This window comes from Spirosoma soli, from assembly GCF_042684525.1.
Classification (GTDB): domain Bacteria; phylum Bacteroidota; class Bacteroidia; order Cytophagales; family Spirosomataceae; genus Spirosoma; species Spirosoma soli.
Map to the genome: position 1 here is coordinate 288,650 of NZ_JBHULN010000008.1, position 19,664 is coordinate 308,313.

Here is a 19,664-nt window from a genome sequence, read left to right on the forward strand (position 1 = left end):
TGCAAACCTAACTTGTTATCGAATGTCTATTTCAAACGGCAACCGGGCCTGGATACCCTGCATTGTTTTTAGCTTCTTCAAATACGTTACGTATGGAGCCAGATCGCCAAGCTTTGCCTGAATCTGAGCCTCGTCGTCACCACCGCCGAATGAGTTCATAAGCTGTTCGAAAAACTCTTTCTTGCGCGGCTGATACTTCAGACGGTAATCCCCTTCTTTCAGTTTGGCTGCCTGGGCTGCGAGCTTAACGGCATCGTCAAGCCCACCGAGCTGGTCAACCAGTCCGATTGCTTTACCCTGAGTCCCCGTCCAGACGCGTCCTCCGGCAATAGCACGTACGCTATCAACGGGAATCTTACGCCCGGCGGCTACTTTGCTGGTAAATATCGAATAGAACCGATCGGCACCCCGTTGCAACACCTGCTTCTGGAAGGGTGTCATCTCGTGCGTTGCCGACGGAAAGTCAGAATTGGCATTCGTCTTAACTCGGTCGTAGGTAACACCTAACTTATCTTTGAAAAAGGTTTCAGTATTAAACAGCAGCGAAAACACGCCGATAGAGCCCGTAATGGTGTTGGGTTCAGCCACGATCTTGTTGCAGCCCATGAGCATGTAGTACCCTCCTGAGGCAGCATAGTCAGACATGGAGCCGATAACCGGTTTCACCTTGCGAGCCAGCTCTACCTCCCGGTACATGACGTCCGACGCGGTGCCGTCGCCCCCACCCGAGTTGACGCGTAGCACAATGGCCTTCACTTTATCGTCCAGGCGAGCCTTACGAATTTCTCCGGCAATGGTTTCAGAACCAATGCTGTTATCATCGCCTTTACCCGAGTTAATGTCTCCCGAGGCTATGATGACCGCAATACGATTTCGGCTGCTTCCTTCACTGCTCTCGTCATCTTTCTCCGAACCCTTGTACTTACTAAGCGAGATGTAATTAATCTTCTTTTTTTCCTCGATGCCAACCTGTTTTTTGATCAGGCTCTCGACCTCATCCTGGTAGCCAACGTTGGTAATGAGTTTCGTACGAAGTGCATCTTTAGGCTCCTGGATGGTGAGGTTGTCGGCGTAACGCTTGAGCGAATCGGCTCGTAGACCACGGCTCTGCGCCACCCGCACCAGCATGTGGTCATTGATTGAGCTAAGAAACGACGAAACCTGACGCTTATTGGGCTCGCTCATGTCTTCACGAATGAAGGGCTCAATGGCGCTCTTAAACTCCCCTACCCGAAATACCTCGGCTTTGATGCCCAGTTTATCCAGGGTACCTTTAAAGAAGGTCAGCTCGGCGTTTAGCCCATTCCATTCCAGATCTCCGGTTGGATTTAGGTAGATTTTGTCAGCTACCGACGCCAGGTAATAACCTTTCTCGGTCATCCGCTCGGCATAGGTGTACACAAACTTCTTCGACTGCTTAAAGTCGATTAAGGCGTTACGTACCTCTTCGAGCGAAGCCCAACCTGCTGTCGGGTTCTCGGTCTGCAAATAGATGCCTTTAATGTTGTCATCATCTTTAGCTTCTTTCAGGGCTTGTTTAAGCTCGACTAAGCCAATGGCATCGCCTGTACCGTCGACCGGGCCAAACCCGCTAAATGGATTGTCGACACTGCGCTCCTGAATCGGCTTATCCAGATCTAACTTGAGTACTGAATTTTCTTTTACATCGGTCTTTGAATCGCTAGAGGACGAAACAGCCGCACTAATTCCAATTAGCAGCAGAAATCCGATGAACGAAAACAACAATAAACCAACAATGGTGGCCAGAACATATTTAAGAAACTGTCGCATGAATCATCAACTGAGTTGTGTGTTAGTACACATCCTAAACAAAAGTACAGACACAAATGGCCCGAAAACTGGCAAAAATGTTGAGTGCACTATACAGCGGATAAATGGTTGAAAACAAAAAAGCCTGGTTACAAAGGTAAGTTTATGGACTTAACCTCCGTAGCCAGGCTTGTTCTTCATCGTAGTTAATCAGGCAGGCATGTCCGCGTAGTCTTCCATCGAGGTACGGATTACCTCAAGGGCTTCTTCGCGGCCGTATATATTCGCCAGCTCCATAACGGCAGGCTCGCCTGGCAAATTTTTATACGTCAGGAAGTAGTGACGAAGGCGCTTAACAACCGCTTCGGGGAGGTCGCTCAGGTCGTCATACTTACCGTACATGGCATCGCCTTTCAGAACGGCAATAATTTTATCGTCTGCTTCACCTTTATCAATTAGGCGGAAACCGCCAATGGGAATGGCTTGCAACAGAATGTCGCCGTGGGTGATTTCGCGCTCGGTCAACACACAAATGTCCAATGGGTCACCGTCCCCCATTTCAATAATCCGGCCCGACCGCTCCGAGGCTAGCTGAGCAATTCGGTCACCACAGAACGTACGGGGCACGAAGCCGTAGAGTGCGGGAATGATGTTTGAATACTGCTGTGGACGGTCAATTTTTAGGTAGCCCGACTCTTTATCGATTTCATACTTTACCGTATCGGTTGGTACAATTTCGATGAAAGCCGTGATAATATTGGGGGCATTCTCACCTGGTGATATTCCATGCCAGGGGTGAGCTTTGGAAGGAGTTTTTGCCATTGGATCAATTTGTGTCGGCTCAAGAAATGCTTGCATACGATTTAAAGAAAAAAATGGAATAATTCAGGATTGTTTAATTCCGTAAATGAACATTCCGCTTATCGTCTTTGAATAATACAGGTTTACAACCTAATTAAACAAAGAAAACAAGCGGAACGCCTTGAATATTTACAAAAATACAATAAGAAAAGAAATACTATTTTTTTTCGCTTAAACGGGCACTGCTCCGGTAAAGCCAACCCGCTCAGCAATGAGATGGTCGCCGGTCCGGTTCAGCGACTGCCGCACGAGCATCTCCCCAAGAAAGCCAGCTAAAAACATTTGTACACCGAGAATGATGGCCACTAATCCAAAGTAAAAGAGGGGATTATCGGTAGCATTTCGAAATTTGACGCCCTGAGAAATGTGGATTAGCTTCTCAACAATGAGCCACGCGGCCAGCACCGTGCCGATGAAGAACGATAGGGTTCCTAACGTACCAAAGAAGTGCATGGGGCGTTTGCTAAACCGGTGCACGAAGGCTATAACGAGCACATCGAGGAAACCATTCACAAACCGCTCCAGCCCAAACTTGGTGGTGCCGTATTTACGGGCGCGGTGCTGCACTACCTTTTCGCCAATGCGGCCGAATCCGTTCCAGTTTGCTACAATGGGCAAGTTCCGGTGCATGTCGCCGTAGAGAGTTGGCGCAATCGTTTTTACTACTTTTTGCTTATACGCTTTGAGGCCACAATTGAAATCATGCAGCGGTACGCCCGAGATCCAGCGCGAAACGGCGTTGAACAGCTTAGTAGGCAACGTTTTGGTGATCGGGTCGTAGCGTTTTTGCTTCCAACCCGACACCAGGTCATACTTATCCTCAACAATCATCCGATAGAGTTCGGGAATTTCGTCGGGACTGTCCTGCAGATCGGCGTCCATTGTAATGACGACTTGCCCACGCACGGCCTGAAAGCCAGTTTGCAGAGCCGCCGTTTTGCCGTAGTTGCGGTTGAAGCGGATACCTCTAACGTTCGGATTGTCGCTGGCTAAACGTTCGACAACAGACCAGGAGTCGTCGGTGCTGCCATCGTCAACAAACAAAATTTCATACGTAAACCGGTGTTCCGTCACAACCCGAACGATCCAGTCGTGCAGTTCGGGCAGCGATTCTTCTTCGTTGTAAAGCGGAATGAGAACGGTTAATTGAAGCGATTGGGTCATGTACTGATTACGGGACGGCCCGCTAGCTAACGGGTCGATGTGCTGATTTACCCTATAAACGTAAATCGTAGCGCATCAATTCACGCGTAAAGGTCGGAAAGAGATTTAAAATAGTAAGTAAAAATCACGCAGTAGCGCCCGAAAGGCTGATGTGTAAGTTCGCCCATCAGGCTCGTAAATATCCAGTACGTCGTTAGTCACACCTGTGGCGACCATTGAAAACCCTGTAATGACCCTAAATATGGGCTTATTGGCGTGGTGACGTAGCTGCAATCGCTGAAATATCTTTAGGCCCTGGAATTCGGCCATACTAGCAAGCTTACCCGCTTCGTAGGGCGGTAAAAGTACCCACCACTGCCCATCCGGTTGCAGCAGACGAACCACCGATTCAATTAATTCGGAGAAAGGCAGTTCATCCGTGTGCAAGGCGCGGTTCACGGCGGCATCAGGCGAGCGGAGGTGATTGGTATAAAACGGCGGATTTGTCAAAATGCGGTCGTAGCCCCTACTCCCGTTCTCTCTCCCTTCGGGGGTGAGGGTAAAGTCCTGAATTCGGCTATGGAAAATAGTTACCCGATCCGCAAACGGGCTCTTCGCTACGTTTGCGCTGGCCTGTTGAAACGCCGACTCATCCACTTCAACGGCGTCGACGTGTAAACTCGGGTTTCGTTGGGCTGCCATCAGTGCCAGTAAGCTCGTGCCGGTACCAATGTCCAGAAGCCGTTTCCCGCTCACGTTGGCATACGCCCCCAGCACACAGGCGTCGGTGCATACCTTCATGGCGGTTTGGTCTTGCTGGATGGTGAATTGCTTGAAGCGAAACATTGTCTGAATCGGGAGAGGATTTTAAGGGTTGGCAAGATTTTACTCTTCTTGCAGAGGCTAGCAAAATCCCGTTACTCCTTTCAATCTTGCTAAAATCCCGCAGGGGCGCCTGTGTGGTTCAGACTATTTCCTGCCAAAATCGGCGGGATTTTCTCCCCAAACGGTTGTTTCCCATTTGAGTACGGGGTTGGCATATTTGTGCGTTTGCAGCCAGGTTTCCGCCCGATCAATCAAATCAAAGAGCTCACTATTACGCGCCGTTTCTTCCAGTTTCGTATTTGCTTTTTTCTTCTTGACCCAGCCGATAGCCGTTCTGGAATCTGAATAGACGGGGATGTTACTGCCTTTCTGATGGAGCAACGCAAGGGCATGCACAATGGCCAGAAACTCACCGATATTATTGGTTCCATCGGGATACGGTCCTTTCAAAAAGAGCTTTTGCTTTGTAGCGAGGTAAATCCCCTGGTATTCCATGTCGCCGGTCGCGGTGTTCCAGGCGGCATCAACCACTAAACTATCTTCGATTGGCTTACCGACTAAACCGGGTATCTTCTGACTCCCCGACTCTCCTTTTTTATCCTGACCAATATGAACATGCGGCTTGTCTTTGAACGCTTTCAGCGCAGCCGCTTTCGTATCGAAGGATTTAAACAGTGGCTTGGCAAACCCATCCGTCTGGGCTTTAGCAGCGTCCCAACTGTCATACACGCCAGGCTTACGGCCTTGCCAGACAACGTAAAATTTTGGTTTCTTTTGAGCCATTATGCTACCAAATCCGGTTCACAGAGTATAAATCAAAAGCACTGTCGGCACTCACCACGGGTATCTTGCCTACTTTAGATTGTGCAATAATCAACCGTCGAAAGGATCTTTATGATGTTGTTCTAGGCGGCTAATCAGGAACGTATGCCGTAGCTCAATGGAATACAATTGAAAGCCGTACAAATTGAGCTGTTCACTAATTAAGTCATCGAACGGTTTAGCAAAACGTAAACTTCCCAGATTGTTTTTGATAGCCATTTCCCAACACTGGCTATACTAAACCAACAAATTTCGTCAGATTCGATGATGTGTCTTGCGCGCTGACTTAATTTACCGTCGCCAGTGGCATGCCAGATGAAGACTTGTGTATCAATAATATAAGCCATTAACAATACTCGGCAAAACCTTCTGGCGTATCTTCAAATCCTGGCATGATCGTGATCAGCCCTTTTGCGTTACCAAATAGGGAAGCTCGTCTATGAGCTAGAGAAGTTGACTCGACTAACGCTTTTTGGTGCTTGATTTCCAAAAATTCAATAAAGTCAACCACCTCTCTACGCAGGTCATCTGGTAAGGCGTGATATTTATCTAAGATTGCTGATTCCATTTAAGCCTTATTTACCATTTTTCGGCTTTAACAAAAGCTGGTTCGGTTATAACGAGCGTAATCTTGCTAACCGACTTACAAAATAACATGTACTGAGCGGTTAAAGCAAAACGGGATTCAGCTGCATTGGCTGAACCCCGTTTCTCTACTTAGCAACTACTCTAGTCATCATCATTGCCACCTGGCCAGAACGTGTAGAGCAACAAACCGGCCACTAGTCCCAAGCCAATGGCCCGGGCTACGTGGTAAGAAGTCGGAGAAGGCATGTCTACAATGCCGTTCTCGTCGGTCACAGCGGGTTGCTTCACGTAGCGTCCTTCCGAGGGAATAGATAACTCGTCGAACGCATGAACCAAGCGACTTAAGCCTAGTTCAAGCTCAAGGCCTTTCACCGATACCCCATGACCCGTTCCGGCCGCGCGCGGACTCAGCATCGCCAGCTTCTGGACCGACTGCCGGGCCGCTTCCCAGTCGCAGGTGAAGTAAGCGGGTGGGCCATGGAACTCCTGGCGCTGGGTTGCCACCGCCGACGCTTCGTTCTGATTCGTGGTGACAAAGGCATCTCCAGCAATTAGCGTTCGGTCCTGGTCGCGGAAGAGTGAAATATGCCCCGGCGCATGTCCCGGCGTATGGATCACCCGCCAGCCCGGCAGCTCCGGAATGGTACCACCTTCATCAACCGCTTTGATTCGATCTCCGTAATTGTCAGGTCCGATGGGGAAGATAAACGATGTATAGGACATCACACCGCCCCCAATGGCCGGATCGGGTGGTGGGTAACTCGACTTACCGGTCAGATAGGGTAGTTCGAGCCGGTGTGCGTAAACCGGTACATCCCACTCCTTTAACAACGACTTTAGGGAGCCTGTATGGTCAAAGTGGCCGTGGGTGAGCACAATAGCATCGGGCTTCGCGTTGGGGCCAAACAACTGCTCCGCCTTCTTCTTGATCTGGCCGGTGTAGCCGGGTAATCCCGCATCGACCAGCACCCACGGATTACCCGGCCCCGGCTCGCCTATGAAAAACACGTTAACGAACAACGTCTTGATCCCGTGGACGTCGCGGGTTACGTCGTAGGGAGATGTTGGACTGCTATCAACCTCTGCATCGGTTTCGAGTTGGCTTTCCATATACGTTAAGTTTAGTTAGCCAATCAACCTACTTGTTTACTAGATTGTTTAGCAATCTAAGATAAGTGGCGTTCCAGACAGGGGCTAACTTTGTTTCCGCCCTATGTTGTCCACTACGCTCAGAATCAAGATAACAGTCCATCCTACCGTCCTGACCCAGTTAACCCGCACCAACCGATCCAGGGTTTCGCTCGATGTGTCACCAGCAGCAATGGCATTATGAATGGGCACCGCCTGAAACGCCGTTGATGCCCACATCCCAGCGATTACTACGGCTGCTCCTAATGTTAGCCAGGAGAAACGATGAGTCAGCTCCCAACCGACTAAGAGAATCTGTGCCAGCATCAACGGCCCTACAATCAGCGTGATCAAGTTGGTGTACTTTGGATGCCAGATAGCCAGGTCAGCCGGGTTGTAATACCGAAAGCTTGGGTAGATGATAAGCTGAACAAACCAAATCAAGACAACAAGGCCGAAGTCAACAGCAACGCGGGCAATAGCCATAGATACTACCATTTTGCCATCACGCATCCTTTAGCTTTTATAGGATATTGTATGTCCTTGCGTCAATAAACGCCGATGGTAATCGATCTGTCCCAAGTGATAGTTCAGATGGCCAGCCAGGTGCACCAGAAAATAATGAATGGTCATTGGGTAGCCTAATACCTCGTCGGGAAACAGATCGCCCAGTTGCCCGTCGGTTAAATTCTGTAATGTGGCCCTTACTCTGTTCTTCGTTTCTTCCAGATCACTCAACAAACTTGCTTTAGAAACATATCGGGCAGAGAATTCCATTGGCCGATCACGCACGTAAGGTATATTACCCAGGTTAGCACCGATGTAGGTGTTGAGATTCCCGATCAGATGCAGGCATAAGTTACCTGCCGAATTATGTATCCCAGGGGCTATTTCCCAAAGAGTAGACTCGTCTTCATAAGCGTCAATCTGCTGCGATAAACGACTTAGATCACGCGCAAATAGCGTCTCGAATGATGTACTGATCGGCATAACGGTTGTTCTAATCTTATGCTCTTTCCTCCCACACCTGCGCTACGTTGACAATCACCTCAACGGCGCGTTGCATGTCCTGCACAGATACCCATTCAAGCCGGGAGTGAAACGCATGTTCGCCCGCAAAGATATTTGGACACGGCAGGCCCATGAATGACAACCTTGACCCATCGGTACCGCCCCGAATGCTACGTCGTTCGGCCGTTAAGCCCGCTCGTCGGATAGCTTCTAAGGCATTGTCAACTACCGCCGGGTGCTGATCCAGCACTTCTTTCATATTCCGGTACTGCTCTTTTACTACGAACTCCGCCGACGAGCCGGGGTAATGCGCCAGTACGTTGTTTAGCTGATCTTGCAGATACGCTTCTTTCTCGTGTAATCCAGCTTCGGTAAAATCACGAATGATGAACTCAAGAACGGCCTGGTCTTGATTTCCTTCAAAGCGCGTGGGGTGCACGAAGCCTTCTTTGGCCTCCGTTGTTTCGGGCGAGAGCGTGTCTTTAGGAAGCACCGCCAACAGGTCAGCGGCAATTTTGAGCGCGTTTTCGAGTTTGCCTTTGGCAAAGCCGGGATGCGTGCTGACGCCCTGGATAGTAATTTTCACGGCATCGGCCGAGAACGTTTCGTCTTCCAGCGTACCCAGCGCTTCGCCATCAATTGTGTAGCCGTAAACAGCCCCCAGTTTCTGAATATCCACTTTCTCGGTTCCACGACCCACTTCTTCGTCCGGCGTAAACAACAGCCGGATTGTGCCGTGCTTTACGTCGGGGTGTGTGATCAGATAATGAGCGGCATCCATGATTTCGGCGACCCCCGCTTTATTATCAGCTCCTAGTAACGTTGTCCCGCTGGCAGTGATGATGTCGTTGCCGATTTGATGCTGGAGGTCGGGGTGGTCGGCGACGCGGATGATCTGCGTCGGATCATCGGGCAGAGCGATGTCTGAGCCATCCCAACGTTCGTGAATGATGGGCTTCACCCCCGCCCCCGTTACGTCGGGCGAGGTATCGACGTGCGAGCAAAAGCAGATGGTTGGTACATTGGCTTTGTCCGTATTGGCCGGAATCGTCGCGTACACGTAGCCCCATTCATCGAGTTCAGCATCGGTAATGCCCATCTCGTGCAATTCCTGCACAAGCACCCGGCTCAGGTCTTTCTGTTTTTCGGTGCTCGGGTTAGCCGTCGACTGTGGGTCCGATTGCGTATCGATCTGCACATAGCCCAGGAAACGATCTACGGCGGTAAATTGGTAGTGATTCATATCATGTTTTTTAATCGCAAAGACGCAAAGATTTCGCAAAGGGTGCAAAGAGCTTAGCGAACTTCGCGTTAAACCGTTGCGTCTTTGCGGTTAAAAATGATTTGTTCCAGATCAGCGGGGGAATAATTTATGCTTTTTAAGGTCTTATGATCGGCATCGCGATACACCAGAAACTTGCCATCCGACTCGACGTAATGACACGCGACTCCTTTAGCCGTGTACTGCGCTACGGTCGCTTCGGCTTCCTCGACGGTCAGGCAGGCTTTGCTCATGTTCGAGCGCTGCACCTCGTCAAACAACGCTTTGAATTTGTCACCCAGGCCAAACTCCAGCACCGCACCAGACAGCACGTACTGTAAATCGCAGAGAGCGTCCGCTACAGCTACGATATCGCCATTGGCAATGGCTTCTCGGAATTCGTCAAGTTCTTCGGCCAGCAGCGATATCCGCAGTTGGGCGCGGGCAGCCGGTGGAATCTGAGGGGTTTCAAGAACGGGGGCGTGGAACGTACGGTGGAATTCAGCCACCTGGTTAAGTGAATCAGGTTGTTGCATAGTGAAACAGGCGCCAGCCTGTGGTCCATAAGTCAATCGGTAAATGTAATCTTCGGGTTCTTTAAACTTTTCATGGCTTGCTCAAGGCCGTTCAACGTTAGCGGAAACATTCGATTGCCAGACCAGTCGCGAATCAGGTTCGTGCTTTGGGTGTATTTCCAGTAGCCCGCGATGTTCGGATTGAGCCACACCAGATGCGGGTACTGCGCTTTGAATCGGTCGAGCCAGACGATGCCAGCCTCCAGGTTGTAATGCTCCACACTCCCCTTAGGCATCGTGATTTCGTAGGGGGCCATAGCGGCATCACCCACAAAAATCACTTTATAATCTTTGTTGTATTTGTGTAGCACCTCCCAGGTGGGGATACGTTCCTTCCTCCGCGAATTGTCGCGCCAGAGGGTTTCGTAAACGCAGTTGTGAAAATAGAAAAACTCCAGGTGCTTGAACTGATAACGAGCCGCCGAGAATAAGTGCGAACACAACTCAATGTACTCATCCATGGAACCGCCCACGTCGAACAACATCAGGACTTTAACCCGATTCTGTCGAGACGGCTGCATCTTGATGTCGAGATAGCCCGCGTTTCGGCTCGTGCTATCGATGGTGCCGTCAATGTCCAGCTCGTTTTCGACACCCTCTCGCGTCAGGATACGTAACCGACGCAGGGCCATTTTTAGGTTACGCGTGTTCAGTTCAAGACTATCGTCGAGGTTTTTGTATTCGCGCTGCTCCCAGATTTTAAGGGCCGTTCGATTTCCCTTTGAAAGCCCTTCTTCGGACGGTTTCATTCCGAATCCTTCCGGGTTTACCCCATCTTCACCAAATGGTGAGCTGCCATCGGTGCCAATCCACTTATCCCCTCCCTGGTGTTGACCGTCCTGTTCATCAAGCAAGTCGCGGAGGTTTTGCCAAAGTGTATCCAGACCACCCATCGCTTCGATTGCTTCCCGTTCTTCATCGGTAAGTTGCTTGTCGAGGGCATCCCGTAGCCACTCAGGGGGCACGTTGGGTAAGGTGTCAGGCGGTGCCGACTGTTTACCGGTGACGTATTCACCAAAAAGCCGGTCGAACAAATCGAGGTGCTGCTCGTGCTTAACCAGCGTTGTTTTGCTCAGGTAATAAAAATCTTCGACGCTCGTACTACCCACATCACTTCGCAGCGCCGACAGTAGCGTCAGGTATTCCGGCAAGGTTACCGGCAGCGAATGTTGACGAAGGCGTAAGAAGAAGTCGAGAAACATTTTTTCCAGTTAGCATTGAGCAGTTAACGAATAAGGAAGCTGGCCCATAATAAAATGACTTTTATAGGAGTGGTGAACCAACTACTCATCAGCACTTTTTAACTTGTTGGCTAATGGCTGTTCACTGATCCCTGTCAATACGGTCGCGACCCTTTCTTGCGCAGAGCAATCATCAGGTCGGTGTCCTGTTCGTTTTTGAGTAATGAGCCCAGGTAAGGCGGCAATTCGTTCAGAGCATCGAGGTCGTTCAGATCGTCATGGGTAACACCTGCTACCAGCAGCAACCGAATCCAGTCGATTAACTCGCTGGTTGAGGGCTTCTTCTTCAGCGCTTTCATGTCGCGGATGCTGTAGAAGACCGACATCGCTTTGGCCATCAACTCCTGCGACAAATTTGGGAAATGGACCGTGACAATCTGCTGCATGGTGTCGCGGTCGGGAAAGCGGATGAAGTGGAAAAAGCACCGGCGCAAAAACGCATCGGGAAGTTCCTTTTCGTTGTTCGAGGTGATGATGACCACCGGTCGGTGCCTGGCCGAGATGGTTCGTTGCAGTTCGTAGCAGTAGAACTCCATCCGGTCGAGCTCCTGCAAGAGATCGTTCGGAAACTCAATATCGGCCTTATCGATTTCATCAATCAGCAATACAGCCTGCTCGTCCGACTCGAAGGCTTCCCAGAGTTTCCCTTTTTTGATGTAGTTGGTCAGATCGCTCAGGCGACCTCCCTCATCGCCTAATTGCGAATCGCGCAGGCGCGATACGGCATCGTACTCATACAAGCCCTGCTGCGCCGACGTCGTCGATTTTACATGCCAGGTGTACAAGGGCTTTTTTAGGGCCTGGGCAATCTCGTACGCCAGCAAGGTTTTACCCGTGCCCGGCTCTCCTTTGATGAGCAAAGGCTTTTGCAATTGAATAGCGGCATTAACGGCCGTGCTCAGCTCACGGGTTGCTACGTAGGTATCGGTGCCCGAAAAAGTGGTCATTAAGTAGGGAGGTGTTGTCAGGAATGGTCAGACCTAGTCAGGAATCGTCATGTACGTACAACAATTGGCAATCCTTGACTACATCTGACCATTCTTGTCGTTTTACTCGTCTGCTTCGCTCGTGAACGAATACAACGTATTGTCCAGCGACAAAGCATTGGATTTAAACGTACGGATGAAGTTTTCAATCACCTCGTCGGTAATTTCTTCAACGTTCAGGCATACGTCCAGCGCAATACCGTAGTCAGATTCCAGGTCCAGCTCAACGTGCTCCTGCACTTTTACGGTTTCAGTCTCTTCAATTTCTTCAATGATTTCAGTCAGCGCCGTTTCGGCCTCTTCTTCCATCTCGGGTGTGATCTTATAACCGGGCGTACGGTCTTCGGGTGGTACGTATTCGGGGTACGTCTTACGAACCTGGTCTACGGCCATTTCGTACACGAGGCTACTGTGGTGTAAGCGTAGCGTATAAACCAGCGTATCATAAACGACCTCCTGTCCCTGATACTGACCCGGAAACTGAATATGAACGCACTCGCCTGATTCCAGCACGTCCAGGTCATCGTCTTCAACATAAATAAACGACTTACCTTCCTGCCGGCACTCGTCTTTGAGTGCGTTTATTTCTTCGGGATCATACCCTTCGTTTTTGTAGTTTGCCATAGAACAAAAGTAATGGATATTAGATAATCGATAACGAATACTGAGCCTATGCGCTACGTTCGTCCGATTTATTAACAACCGACAAACCGGCCCACTGATTAACAACAACTTCCGCAAAATCAATTGCATTGTGTGTTGGCGTGCTATCAACTCGCTCAGCTGTATCGTCGGGTTGGTGGATATATGGCATCCGGCCTTCAGCATCCAGCGCACACAAGGCTAACACCGGAATGTTGTTGCGCACAAACCAGACACTATCAAAATCGGCCGTATGCCAGCGGCCAACCTGCACCCGGTGGCGAAACTCGCTGGTTTTAACGAGTGCGCGGGCCAGTTGAGTCGGCACGTTATCGTACGTAATGGTTTCGAGCGTACCGGTTTTCTCCACAACGGTTAGCTTGCCCGTGCCGAGTGTATCGAAGTTTATGGCCATTGTGTGCGCTCGACTCCACTCGTGTTTATGCGTCTGAACGTAGTAATACGCCCCAACCATACCCACTTCTTCAGCACTGGTCAGGACTACTTCTACCTCTAGATTTGGTTTGTTTTTCAGCCGGTCGGCCGTCGCTAGTGCTGCTGCAACGCCCGTCGCGTTATCGCTCGCTCCGTTGGTATAGCCTTTTAGCCAATACCCCGCCGTACCGACAATCGCTTGCCCGACAAAATACACCATCAGGCCGTAACGCAGGTACGTAACGTAGGGCAAGCCAGCACCAAACGCTTCCCAGGTGGCCACCAGACCCGCTAATGCCATCAGGCACAGCGACACTATCAATGACTTCCGGAAAGAAGCCTGCTGTTTGGTGCCGTATAGAAATGACACCGGCGCCGTGTCGTAATGCGCCATGAGAATGACTTTACGCGTTGTCTCGTCTGTTTGGGTTACGGGCCAGCGTCCGATACTATTAAAGGCCGTATGCTGCACCGGAAACTTAATGGCAAATGAATAGCGCCAATTAAAATACCGCCAGGCCAACAGCACAAAATACCAGACCAGCCCAATAGCCACGCCCGTAACGGGAACCAGCGCCAGGCCGACCAGTAAGCCACCAATGAGCCAATACACCACCGTAACATACGTTTTGGGGGTTTGAAAGGCTTCTTTGTGAACGGTCGCACCGGCCTCTGTCAAGTACGTTTCTATTAATCGGGCCGCTTCGCGCTCATTGGCCGTAGCGGCTCCTCGGTGCGGTAAGCGGGTGAGCTGACGAATGAAAACGTCGGGTGAGAACATGCGGAGTCGATAAATGCTTAACAAGGCAGCAGCATTATTCTTTTACTCGTTTACTGCGTTATTGTTAGGCTACCCCGAAAAAAGCAAAGTTTACCTCAGTGCAGGCAAGACTATGAGGTTGTCCGTGCAAACAAGTTAAAACCAGCTCAGAGTTGCTGTAGCTCCCGCCAGAACCGACGGATGAATTCACGTTCTTCCCGCGAAATGCCATCGTGTGCCCTGGCCACTCGAAGCAGGATATTGACAAACCGTTTCTTAGTCTGCTTATTAAGTTCGAGCCGTTTGACGGCCATCCGACGCAGGCCAAAGGCGAAGGCTTCTTCAACCGTTTCGCCTACGTTATCGCGCAGGAATACAGCGGCAATCGCCAGATCACTGTACGGGCTTTCGGCCAGCAGTTGGCGGGCTACTTTTGTTTCTTCCGGCTGAAATTGGCCATCCAACTTCGAGAGCGCGTAAACAATGCTGCCGAGTCCCATGGCTACATCGGGTGAATACATAGTCTGTTGCATAGCGTATAAAGTAGAGGTTGACAGATAGAGTATGACTTACGGTTTGACTACCAGGTAAGGAACAACGCTCCTGGGCCCTTCAGTCTGCGACTAATTGGGCTTCAGGAGCGTGAACACGCAAACAGGTTTCTTTCGTGGCTGGTCGTAAAAAGCACGACTCCAATGCTTACTGGCCCGTTTGGGGAACGGGCTGGCCAGGCATTGGCACAATTACTTTAGTGGCTGAACTGCTGGTTGATTTCGGCAGACTTACCCGCTGAATTTTATAATTCCGCCAGGTTACGTCGGTCTCCGGCGTGTGCGACACTACTACGCCACCCGCAGGCACGGCACCCGGCACGGGATGTTTATAATTGGCCAGGGGGCCAGTATTGAATCCTGGCGTACGTACCGCAACGCCCCGTTTATCTTCCCACTGACGAGCAGCGGCAGCTTTGTTAGGGTGCTTGTAATTATGCGTCGAATAGGTATGATCTTTCCGTATCTTCTGATCATCCTGGGCTGAAACCGTCAAGAATGACAGAACACTGAGGGCGATAATTAACATGATTCGTTTCATGATTTGTCGAGATAGTTACGTCATAGCCAGGCTGCTAGGAGATCAATTAACCTCATCTGCTGGTTGACATTACAAAGGTCATACCCCGGTGTTAGGCTCGTGTTAGAGCCGGGTTAGAACGGGATTAGAAATGCAGGTATGTCCTTATAGACGCCAGGGAATAGGTCTGCAGGTTTGATGCGCACGCTCCCTCTTGCCCAATCGGCGGGCCTGCGTCAAACAAGCAGAAACGAATGAAATGTCAGCGGGGTAAGGTAACCGTAAATGTCGTGCCTGCTTCAGCCGATGAGTCGACTTGAATCTGGCCCTGGTGCAATCGGATGATGCGTTCGGTGAGTGCTAAACCGATGCCATTGCCGGGATAACCACTGGCATTTCTTCCCCGTTGAAAAGGGCTAAAAATGGTGGTTAGCTGGTCAGCATCGATAACCGAACCAGTGTTGTGAACCGTCAGTTGCACCGCTGCTCCCTGCGTGGTTAGATGAACTGATACGGTATGATCTGGAGAGAATTTCCCGCCGTTATCCAGTAAATTAAAAAAAGCCGTTCGCAACAGGGTTTCACTGCCCGTCAGTTGCCAATCAGCCGGATTTGTAGCGGATGAATCGATGTGCAGGTGAATGGTGTAATTTGGTTGGATACGCCGGAACTCCTGTTGAATCTGCGTTAGCAGCGTATCCAGTTGCACCGGGGCCATGGGTACCGCCGAAGCATCCATACTGGCGCTGGCCAGCGCCAACAGCCCATTCGCCATTCGGTTCAATCCACGCACATCGTCCAGCACCGAGCGGAGGGTAGCCCGTAACTCGTCCGGCTCATCGTCAGCGAGAAGGGAGACTTCCAACTGGCCCGTAATGGCCGTTAAGGGCGTTCGCAGCTCATGCGAAGCACTCGACACAAACGACCGCTGCACCCGAAAAGCCTCCTCTAACCGAGTCAACATGCGGTTGAATCGCTGCGCTAGCTGGGTCAGTTCATCGGTATGCGAACCTTCGGGCAAACGTAACGAAAGGTTTGAGGCCGTGATGGCATCGATCTGTCGATTGATCTGATTGATCGGCTGGAGCGTACGACCGGCAAAAAATCGGCCGGCGAGCAGCAGCAACCCAATCATGACGCACCAGCCAATGCCGAGAAGTTGGCCTAAATTGGCGACGGTGCGTACGCCGAACGTATCGATCGCGGAGGCAACAATGACAAAGGGTTGCCGATAGTCGGTAAACAAAATCCCTACGATCTCGCGATTAGCTTCCTGCCAGGCCACCCGTCGACCTTGTCGTATCCGGTTAAGGGTTTCAGACGTGAGCTTCAGGTAATCGGTTCCGCTTTCGTATACCAGCTGGTTTTGCGCGTTGTAAATAATGATTTCCTCATCGGGAAGAACCGTCAGGTGATTCCTGTCCAGCAACTTATACAAGCTGGGGCCCATACGTTCCTGGCCCAGCAGTAAGTGCCCGGCCGTTGTCGCTTCGGCCTGCAAACGCTCCTGAAACTGACGCTCCCGGTATTGCTCCGCCAGTTTGTAGAGAAGCCCACAAAACAGGGCTAGTAGCACAGAGACGATAGCCGTGAACAAAAGAGTCAGTCGCGTACGTAGGCTCATTTTTCTTTTAGCACGTAGCCCATGCCAATCAGGGTATGAATGAGTTTGACGGGCGAATCTTTGTCAATTTTAGCCCGCAGGTAACTGATGTAGACATCAATTACGTTGGTACCTGTGTCAAATCCAATATCCCAGACCTGCTCGGCAATATCAACCCGCGAGACGACCCGTCCGGCGTTGCGCATCAGGTACTCCAGCAGAGCAAACTCGCGGGCGGTTAACTCAATCGTTTCTCCCCTCCGGCGGGCTACCCGCTGGTGAAGGTCCAGCTCTAAGTCGGCTACGCGAAGAACCTGGCTCTCTTCTTCGTTCGGGGTTGACCGACGAAGCAGGGCTTTGACCCGGGCCAGAAGTTCCAGAAAATCGAAGGGCTTGGCCAGGTAATCGTCGGCCCCAGCCTCGAAACCCAGTAATTTGTCGGCGGTCGTATCCAGCGCCGTTAGCATCAGAATCGGTAAGCGGCTACGTTGGCTGCGGATATACTCGGCCAATTCAAGTCCGCTCAAACCGGGCAGATTAACGTCCAGTATGACCAGCTGGTAGGGCATAGTGTCGAAAAGTCGTTTTCCTTCTTCACCTGTCAGGGCCACGTCTACCGTGTAGGCCTGAGTTTGGAGCCCTTTTTTTATGAACGTAGCTACTTTAGGTTCATCTTCAACCACTAACAAATGAGCATTCAGACCAGACGTCATACAGCGGTGGGCTATTCAGAAAGCAAGACTGATTTCAGCTAATTGAACTAATGATTGGCAATATAACGCCCAAGCCCTAATGACCTATCGCGACCGCCCGAATCCATCAGTTGTGGGGTTGATTCGGGCGAACGGTTTTCATCTGAATAACATCGACCAAAAACGCGAAGGCCATGGAAAAGTAAATATAGCCTTTGGGTATTTCCACATGCAGCCCTTCAGCCACCAACGACATGCCGATGATCAATAAAAAGCACAGTGCCAAAATCTTAAATGAAGGATGCCGACTAATAAACGAGGCAATCGGTTTAGACGCCACCAGCATGATTACCACCGTAACGACCACGGCAGTGTACATTACCCAAAGTTGATTGACCATCCCCACGGCCGTAATGATGGAGTCAATGGAAAACACCAGATCCAGAATAAGGACCTGAATCAATAAATCGCGAAACGTAGCCTTGGTCGTATCGGGTGCGTTGGCATCGTCGCCGAGTTCGGCTTTATGGTAGATCTCTTTGGTGCTTTTGTAGATCAGGAATAGCCCCCCTACCAATAAGATTAGCCCTTTGCCCGTGATAGCAATACCAGCCAGCACAAACAAGGTTTGGTCAAGCTGCATAATCCAGGCAATTAAGGCCAGCAGACCCAGCCGCATAACCATCGACAATCCAATGCCCCAGTACCGTAATCGGTCTCGCTGCTCAGGGGGTAATTTATCAGCCAGAATGGAGATGAAGATGATATTGTCAATACCCAAAATGGTTTCCAGGACAATCAGTGTTAGTAGGGGAACAATGTTATCAGTGAATTCCATAAAGGCAGATTTCGTTAGATGAGGCTTTGTAAATTAATGAACACGTCTGGTTCTACAACCGCTGTAAGGTGATGGGTGTTTAGGACGCACCTAATCGACGGGTGCTATTGGACTCAGTTAAACCGATCTAGCTTGCTAAAAAGAATTACTTACCTTGCCTTATTTACCTGGTTATACCATATCAGCAGTCGGTTGATATGGCATAACCAGGTCTTTTTTGATGGCAACACTGGCGATCAATTTCTTACCTACCGAACCGGTGTTCTTAGCTAAATAGATGTTCTTGACTAAATAATTAAATACAAACTGTACGTGTCATTCAACTAAGAAGCCGCACTTCAGCGTCGAAGTGCGGCTTCTTAACATGCTTACCAATTAGGGTTTGAACGTCTATCGCTTGAGAATCTTCACCGTCTGGCGCTGACGGGCGGTGCCTACTTCCAGCACATACACCCCTGACTGACGACCTAGCTCTACCCGCACCGGCTGGGCTACCCCATCCGCCGACACCCGCTGCTCGCTAACCCAGCGCCCTCGCTCATCGACCAGCCGCAGCTGCACCGACTCGCCACCGGCACCTTCAATGATCACGTCTACACTCTCCCCTTCGGTGGGGTTACCCAACACCCGTACCCGCAGACCTGGCTCAAAGGCACCTCCGCTGCCCAGCCGGGCACTCGGTTGTGTCGGACAGGCCCCCAGCCACTTATACAGATACGTGGCTTCCCCAGCCGTACCTTGCTGAGTCGCTTTTAGGGTAATGGTCGGGTTGTCAGTGTACAGGTTCAAGGTGTAAGGACCGGCTTTCTCAGTCGCCACCAGTTCGTTGACCACCGAAAAGCTCACAGAGGCTCCGGTGATCCCTGCGTACTGGGGCTGGAACGTTACCTGCCGCTGGCCGCCACTCACCACCTCACAGCGCACCGTCTCTACCCCCGTGATGGAGAAGGGCCCGGTCTGGGGCTGGGTTTGAGAGCTGGGTTCGGCCACCGTTACGCTCACCCCCACGCTCAGCTGCTGAGGAGTCGGTTGACTAGCGTCCGATACCACCACCGTAAAGGACTGCTCGCCCAGGGGCAGGCCCGAAAACACCGCTACGTTACCCGCTACACTCACCGAGCCCGGCCCCGAAAAGCTGAAGTTGTAGGGAGCCGTGCCCCCACTGGCCTGGGCCGTCAAAGTCGTGCTGCCCCCGACTGTCACCTGGGTGGGGCTCGCCTGCACAACCAGGGCTAAGCTACTCACCGGAGCGGCCACGACTCTCACCACAAAGCTCGTGCTCACACTCAGCCCCTGTGGATCAGTAGCCACCAGCACCACCGTTGTGCTACCCGGCCCGGTGGGTACTCCCATCAGCGAAGGGCCTTCCAACCGCAGACCCGCTGGCAACGCCTGAGCCGACAAGCTCAATT

22 protein-coding genes are annotated in these 19,664 nt (G+C 51.0%); all 22 read right to left on the reverse strand.

Annotated elements, in window-relative coordinates:
• Positions 1-15 precede the first annotated feature (15 nt).
• The gene (gene sppA, locus ACFSUS_RS15290) at positions 16-1,791 is read right to left on the reverse strand and encodes a signal peptide peptidase SppA (RefSeq protein WP_381524003.1); all 1,776 of its coding nucleotides are present in this window, start codon (positions 1,789-1,791) and stop codon (positions 16-18) included.
• 189 nt (positions 1,792-1,980) lie between these two features.
• Positions 1,981-2,628: an inorganic pyrophosphatase gene (locus tag ACFSUS_RS15295; RefSeq protein ID WP_381524005.1), complete on the reverse strand. Its 648-nt coding sequence runs from the start codon at positions 2,626-2,628 to the stop codon at positions 1,981-1,983.
• A 174-nt stretch (positions 2,629-2,802) separates the two neighbouring features.
• Positions 2,803-3,795 carry a glycosyltransferase family 2 protein gene (locus ACFSUS_RS15300; protein ID WP_381524007.1) on the reverse strand — a complete coding sequence of 331 codons (993 nt, stop codon included), beginning with the start codon at positions 3,793-3,795 and terminating at the stop codon, positions 2,803-2,805.
• Between the two features lie 105 nt (positions 3,796-3,900).
• The gene (locus ACFSUS_RS15305) at positions 3,901-4,620 is read right to left on the reverse strand and encodes a tRNA1(Val) (adenine(37)-N6)-methyltransferase (RefSeq protein ID WP_381524009.1); all 720 of its coding nucleotides are present in this window, start codon (positions 4,618-4,620) and stop codon (positions 3,901-3,903) included.
• Between the two features lie 123 nt (positions 4,621-4,743).
• Positions 4,744-5,382, reverse strand: a complete 639-nt coding sequence (locus ACFSUS_RS15310) for a ribonuclease H1 domain-containing protein (protein ID WP_381524011.1) — start codon at positions 5,380-5,382, stop codon at positions 4,744-4,746.
• Positions 5,383-5,472: 90 nt separating this feature from the next.
• Positions 5,473-5,640, reverse strand: a complete 168-nt coding sequence (locus tag ACFSUS_RS15315; protein ID WP_381524012.1) for a PIN domain-containing protein — start codon at positions 5,638-5,640, stop codon at positions 5,473-5,475.
• Positions 5,641-5,767: 127 nt separating this feature from the next.
• Positions 5,768-5,989: a DUF2281 domain-containing protein gene (locus ACFSUS_RS15320; RefSeq protein ID WP_381524015.1), complete on the reverse strand. Its 222-nt coding sequence runs from the start codon at positions 5,987-5,989 to the stop codon at positions 5,768-5,770.
• Positions 5,990-6,150: 161 nt separating this feature from the next.
• Complete coding sequence (locus ACFSUS_RS15325) at positions 6,151-7,119, reverse strand: MBL fold metallo-hydrolase (protein ID WP_381524017.1); 969 nt, start codon at positions 7,117-7,119, stop codon at positions 6,151-6,153.
• Between the two features lie 84 nt (positions 7,120-7,203).
• The gene (locus tag ACFSUS_RS15330; protein ID WP_381524019.1) at positions 7,204-7,623 is read right to left on the reverse strand and encodes a hypothetical protein; all 420 of its coding nucleotides are present in this window, start codon (positions 7,621-7,623) and stop codon (positions 7,204-7,206) included.
• Positions 7,624-7,653: 30 nt separating this feature from the next.
• A complete protein-coding gene (locus ACFSUS_RS15335; protein WP_381524021.1) occupies positions 7,654-8,127 on the reverse strand; it encodes a DinB family protein in 474 nt (157 codons plus the stop codon).
• Between the two features lie 16 nt (positions 8,128-8,143).
• Positions 8,144-9,391 (reverse strand): peptidase T, encoded by a 1,248-nt coding sequence (pepT, locus tag ACFSUS_RS15340; protein ID WP_381524023.1) that lies wholly within the window; start codon positions 9,389-9,391, stop codon positions 8,144-8,146.
• 68 nt (positions 9,392-9,459) lie between these two features.
• Positions 9,460-9,945 carry a pyrophosphohydrolase domain-containing protein gene (locus ACFSUS_RS15345; RefSeq protein ID WP_381524025.1) on the reverse strand — a complete coding sequence of 162 codons (486 nt, stop codon included), beginning with the start codon at positions 9,943-9,945 and terminating at the stop codon, positions 9,460-9,462.
• 32 nt (positions 9,946-9,977) lie between these two features.
• The gene (locus tag ACFSUS_RS15350; protein ID WP_381524027.1) at positions 9,978-11,186 is read right to left on the reverse strand and encodes a vWA domain-containing protein; all 1,209 of its coding nucleotides are present in this window, start codon (positions 11,184-11,186) and stop codon (positions 9,978-9,980) included.
• A gap of 134 nt (positions 11,187-11,320) precedes the next feature.
• A complete protein-coding gene (locus ACFSUS_RS15355; RefSeq protein ID WP_381524028.1) occupies positions 11,321-12,172 on the reverse strand; it encodes an AAA family ATPase in 852 nt (283 codons plus the stop codon).
• Between the two features lie 102 nt (positions 12,173-12,274).
• A complete protein-coding gene (locus ACFSUS_RS15360; RefSeq protein WP_381524029.1) occupies positions 12,275-12,835 on the reverse strand; it encodes a hypothetical protein in 561 nt (186 codons plus the stop codon).
• 46 nt (positions 12,836-12,881) lie between these two features.
• Positions 12,882-14,069 carry a M28 family metallopeptidase gene (locus ACFSUS_RS15365; RefSeq protein WP_381524030.1) on the reverse strand — a complete coding sequence of 396 codons (1,188 nt, stop codon included), beginning with the start codon at positions 14,067-14,069 and terminating at the stop codon, positions 12,882-12,884.
• A 146-nt stretch (positions 14,070-14,215) separates the two neighbouring features.
• Positions 14,216-14,581 carry a tellurite resistance TerB family protein gene (locus ACFSUS_RS15370; protein WP_381524032.1) on the reverse strand — a complete coding sequence of 122 codons (366 nt, stop codon included), beginning with the start codon at positions 14,579-14,581 and terminating at the stop codon, positions 14,216-14,218.
• A gap of 166 nt (positions 14,582-14,747) precedes the next feature.
• Positions 14,748-15,140 carry a hypothetical protein gene (locus ACFSUS_RS15375; RefSeq protein WP_381524034.1) on the reverse strand — a complete coding sequence of 131 codons (393 nt, stop codon included), beginning with the start codon at positions 15,138-15,140 and terminating at the stop codon, positions 14,748-14,750.
• 241 nt (positions 15,141-15,381) lie between these two features.
• Positions 15,382-16,743, reverse strand: a complete 1,362-nt coding sequence (locus ACFSUS_RS15380) for a HAMP domain-containing sensor histidine kinase (protein WP_381524036.1) — start codon at positions 16,741-16,743, stop codon at positions 15,382-15,384.
• Positions 16,740-17,435, reverse strand: coding sequence for a response regulator (locus ACFSUS_RS15385; protein WP_381524038.1), 696 nt, complete (start codon positions 17,433-17,435; stop codon positions 16,740-16,742). The genes ACFSUS_RS15380 and ACFSUS_RS15385 overlap by 4 nt, the downstream gene beginning before the upstream one ends.
• 106 nt (positions 17,436-17,541) lie before the next feature.
• A complete protein-coding gene (locus ACFSUS_RS15390) occupies positions 17,542-18,252 on the reverse strand; it encodes a TerC family protein (RefSeq protein WP_381524040.1) in 711 nt (236 codons plus the stop codon).
• 390 nt (positions 18,253-18,642) lie between these two features.
• On the reverse strand, positions 18,643-19,664 hold a 1,022-nt coding region (locus ACFSUS_RS15395), incomplete at its 5' end, for a T9SS type A sorting domain-containing protein (protein ID WP_381524042.1).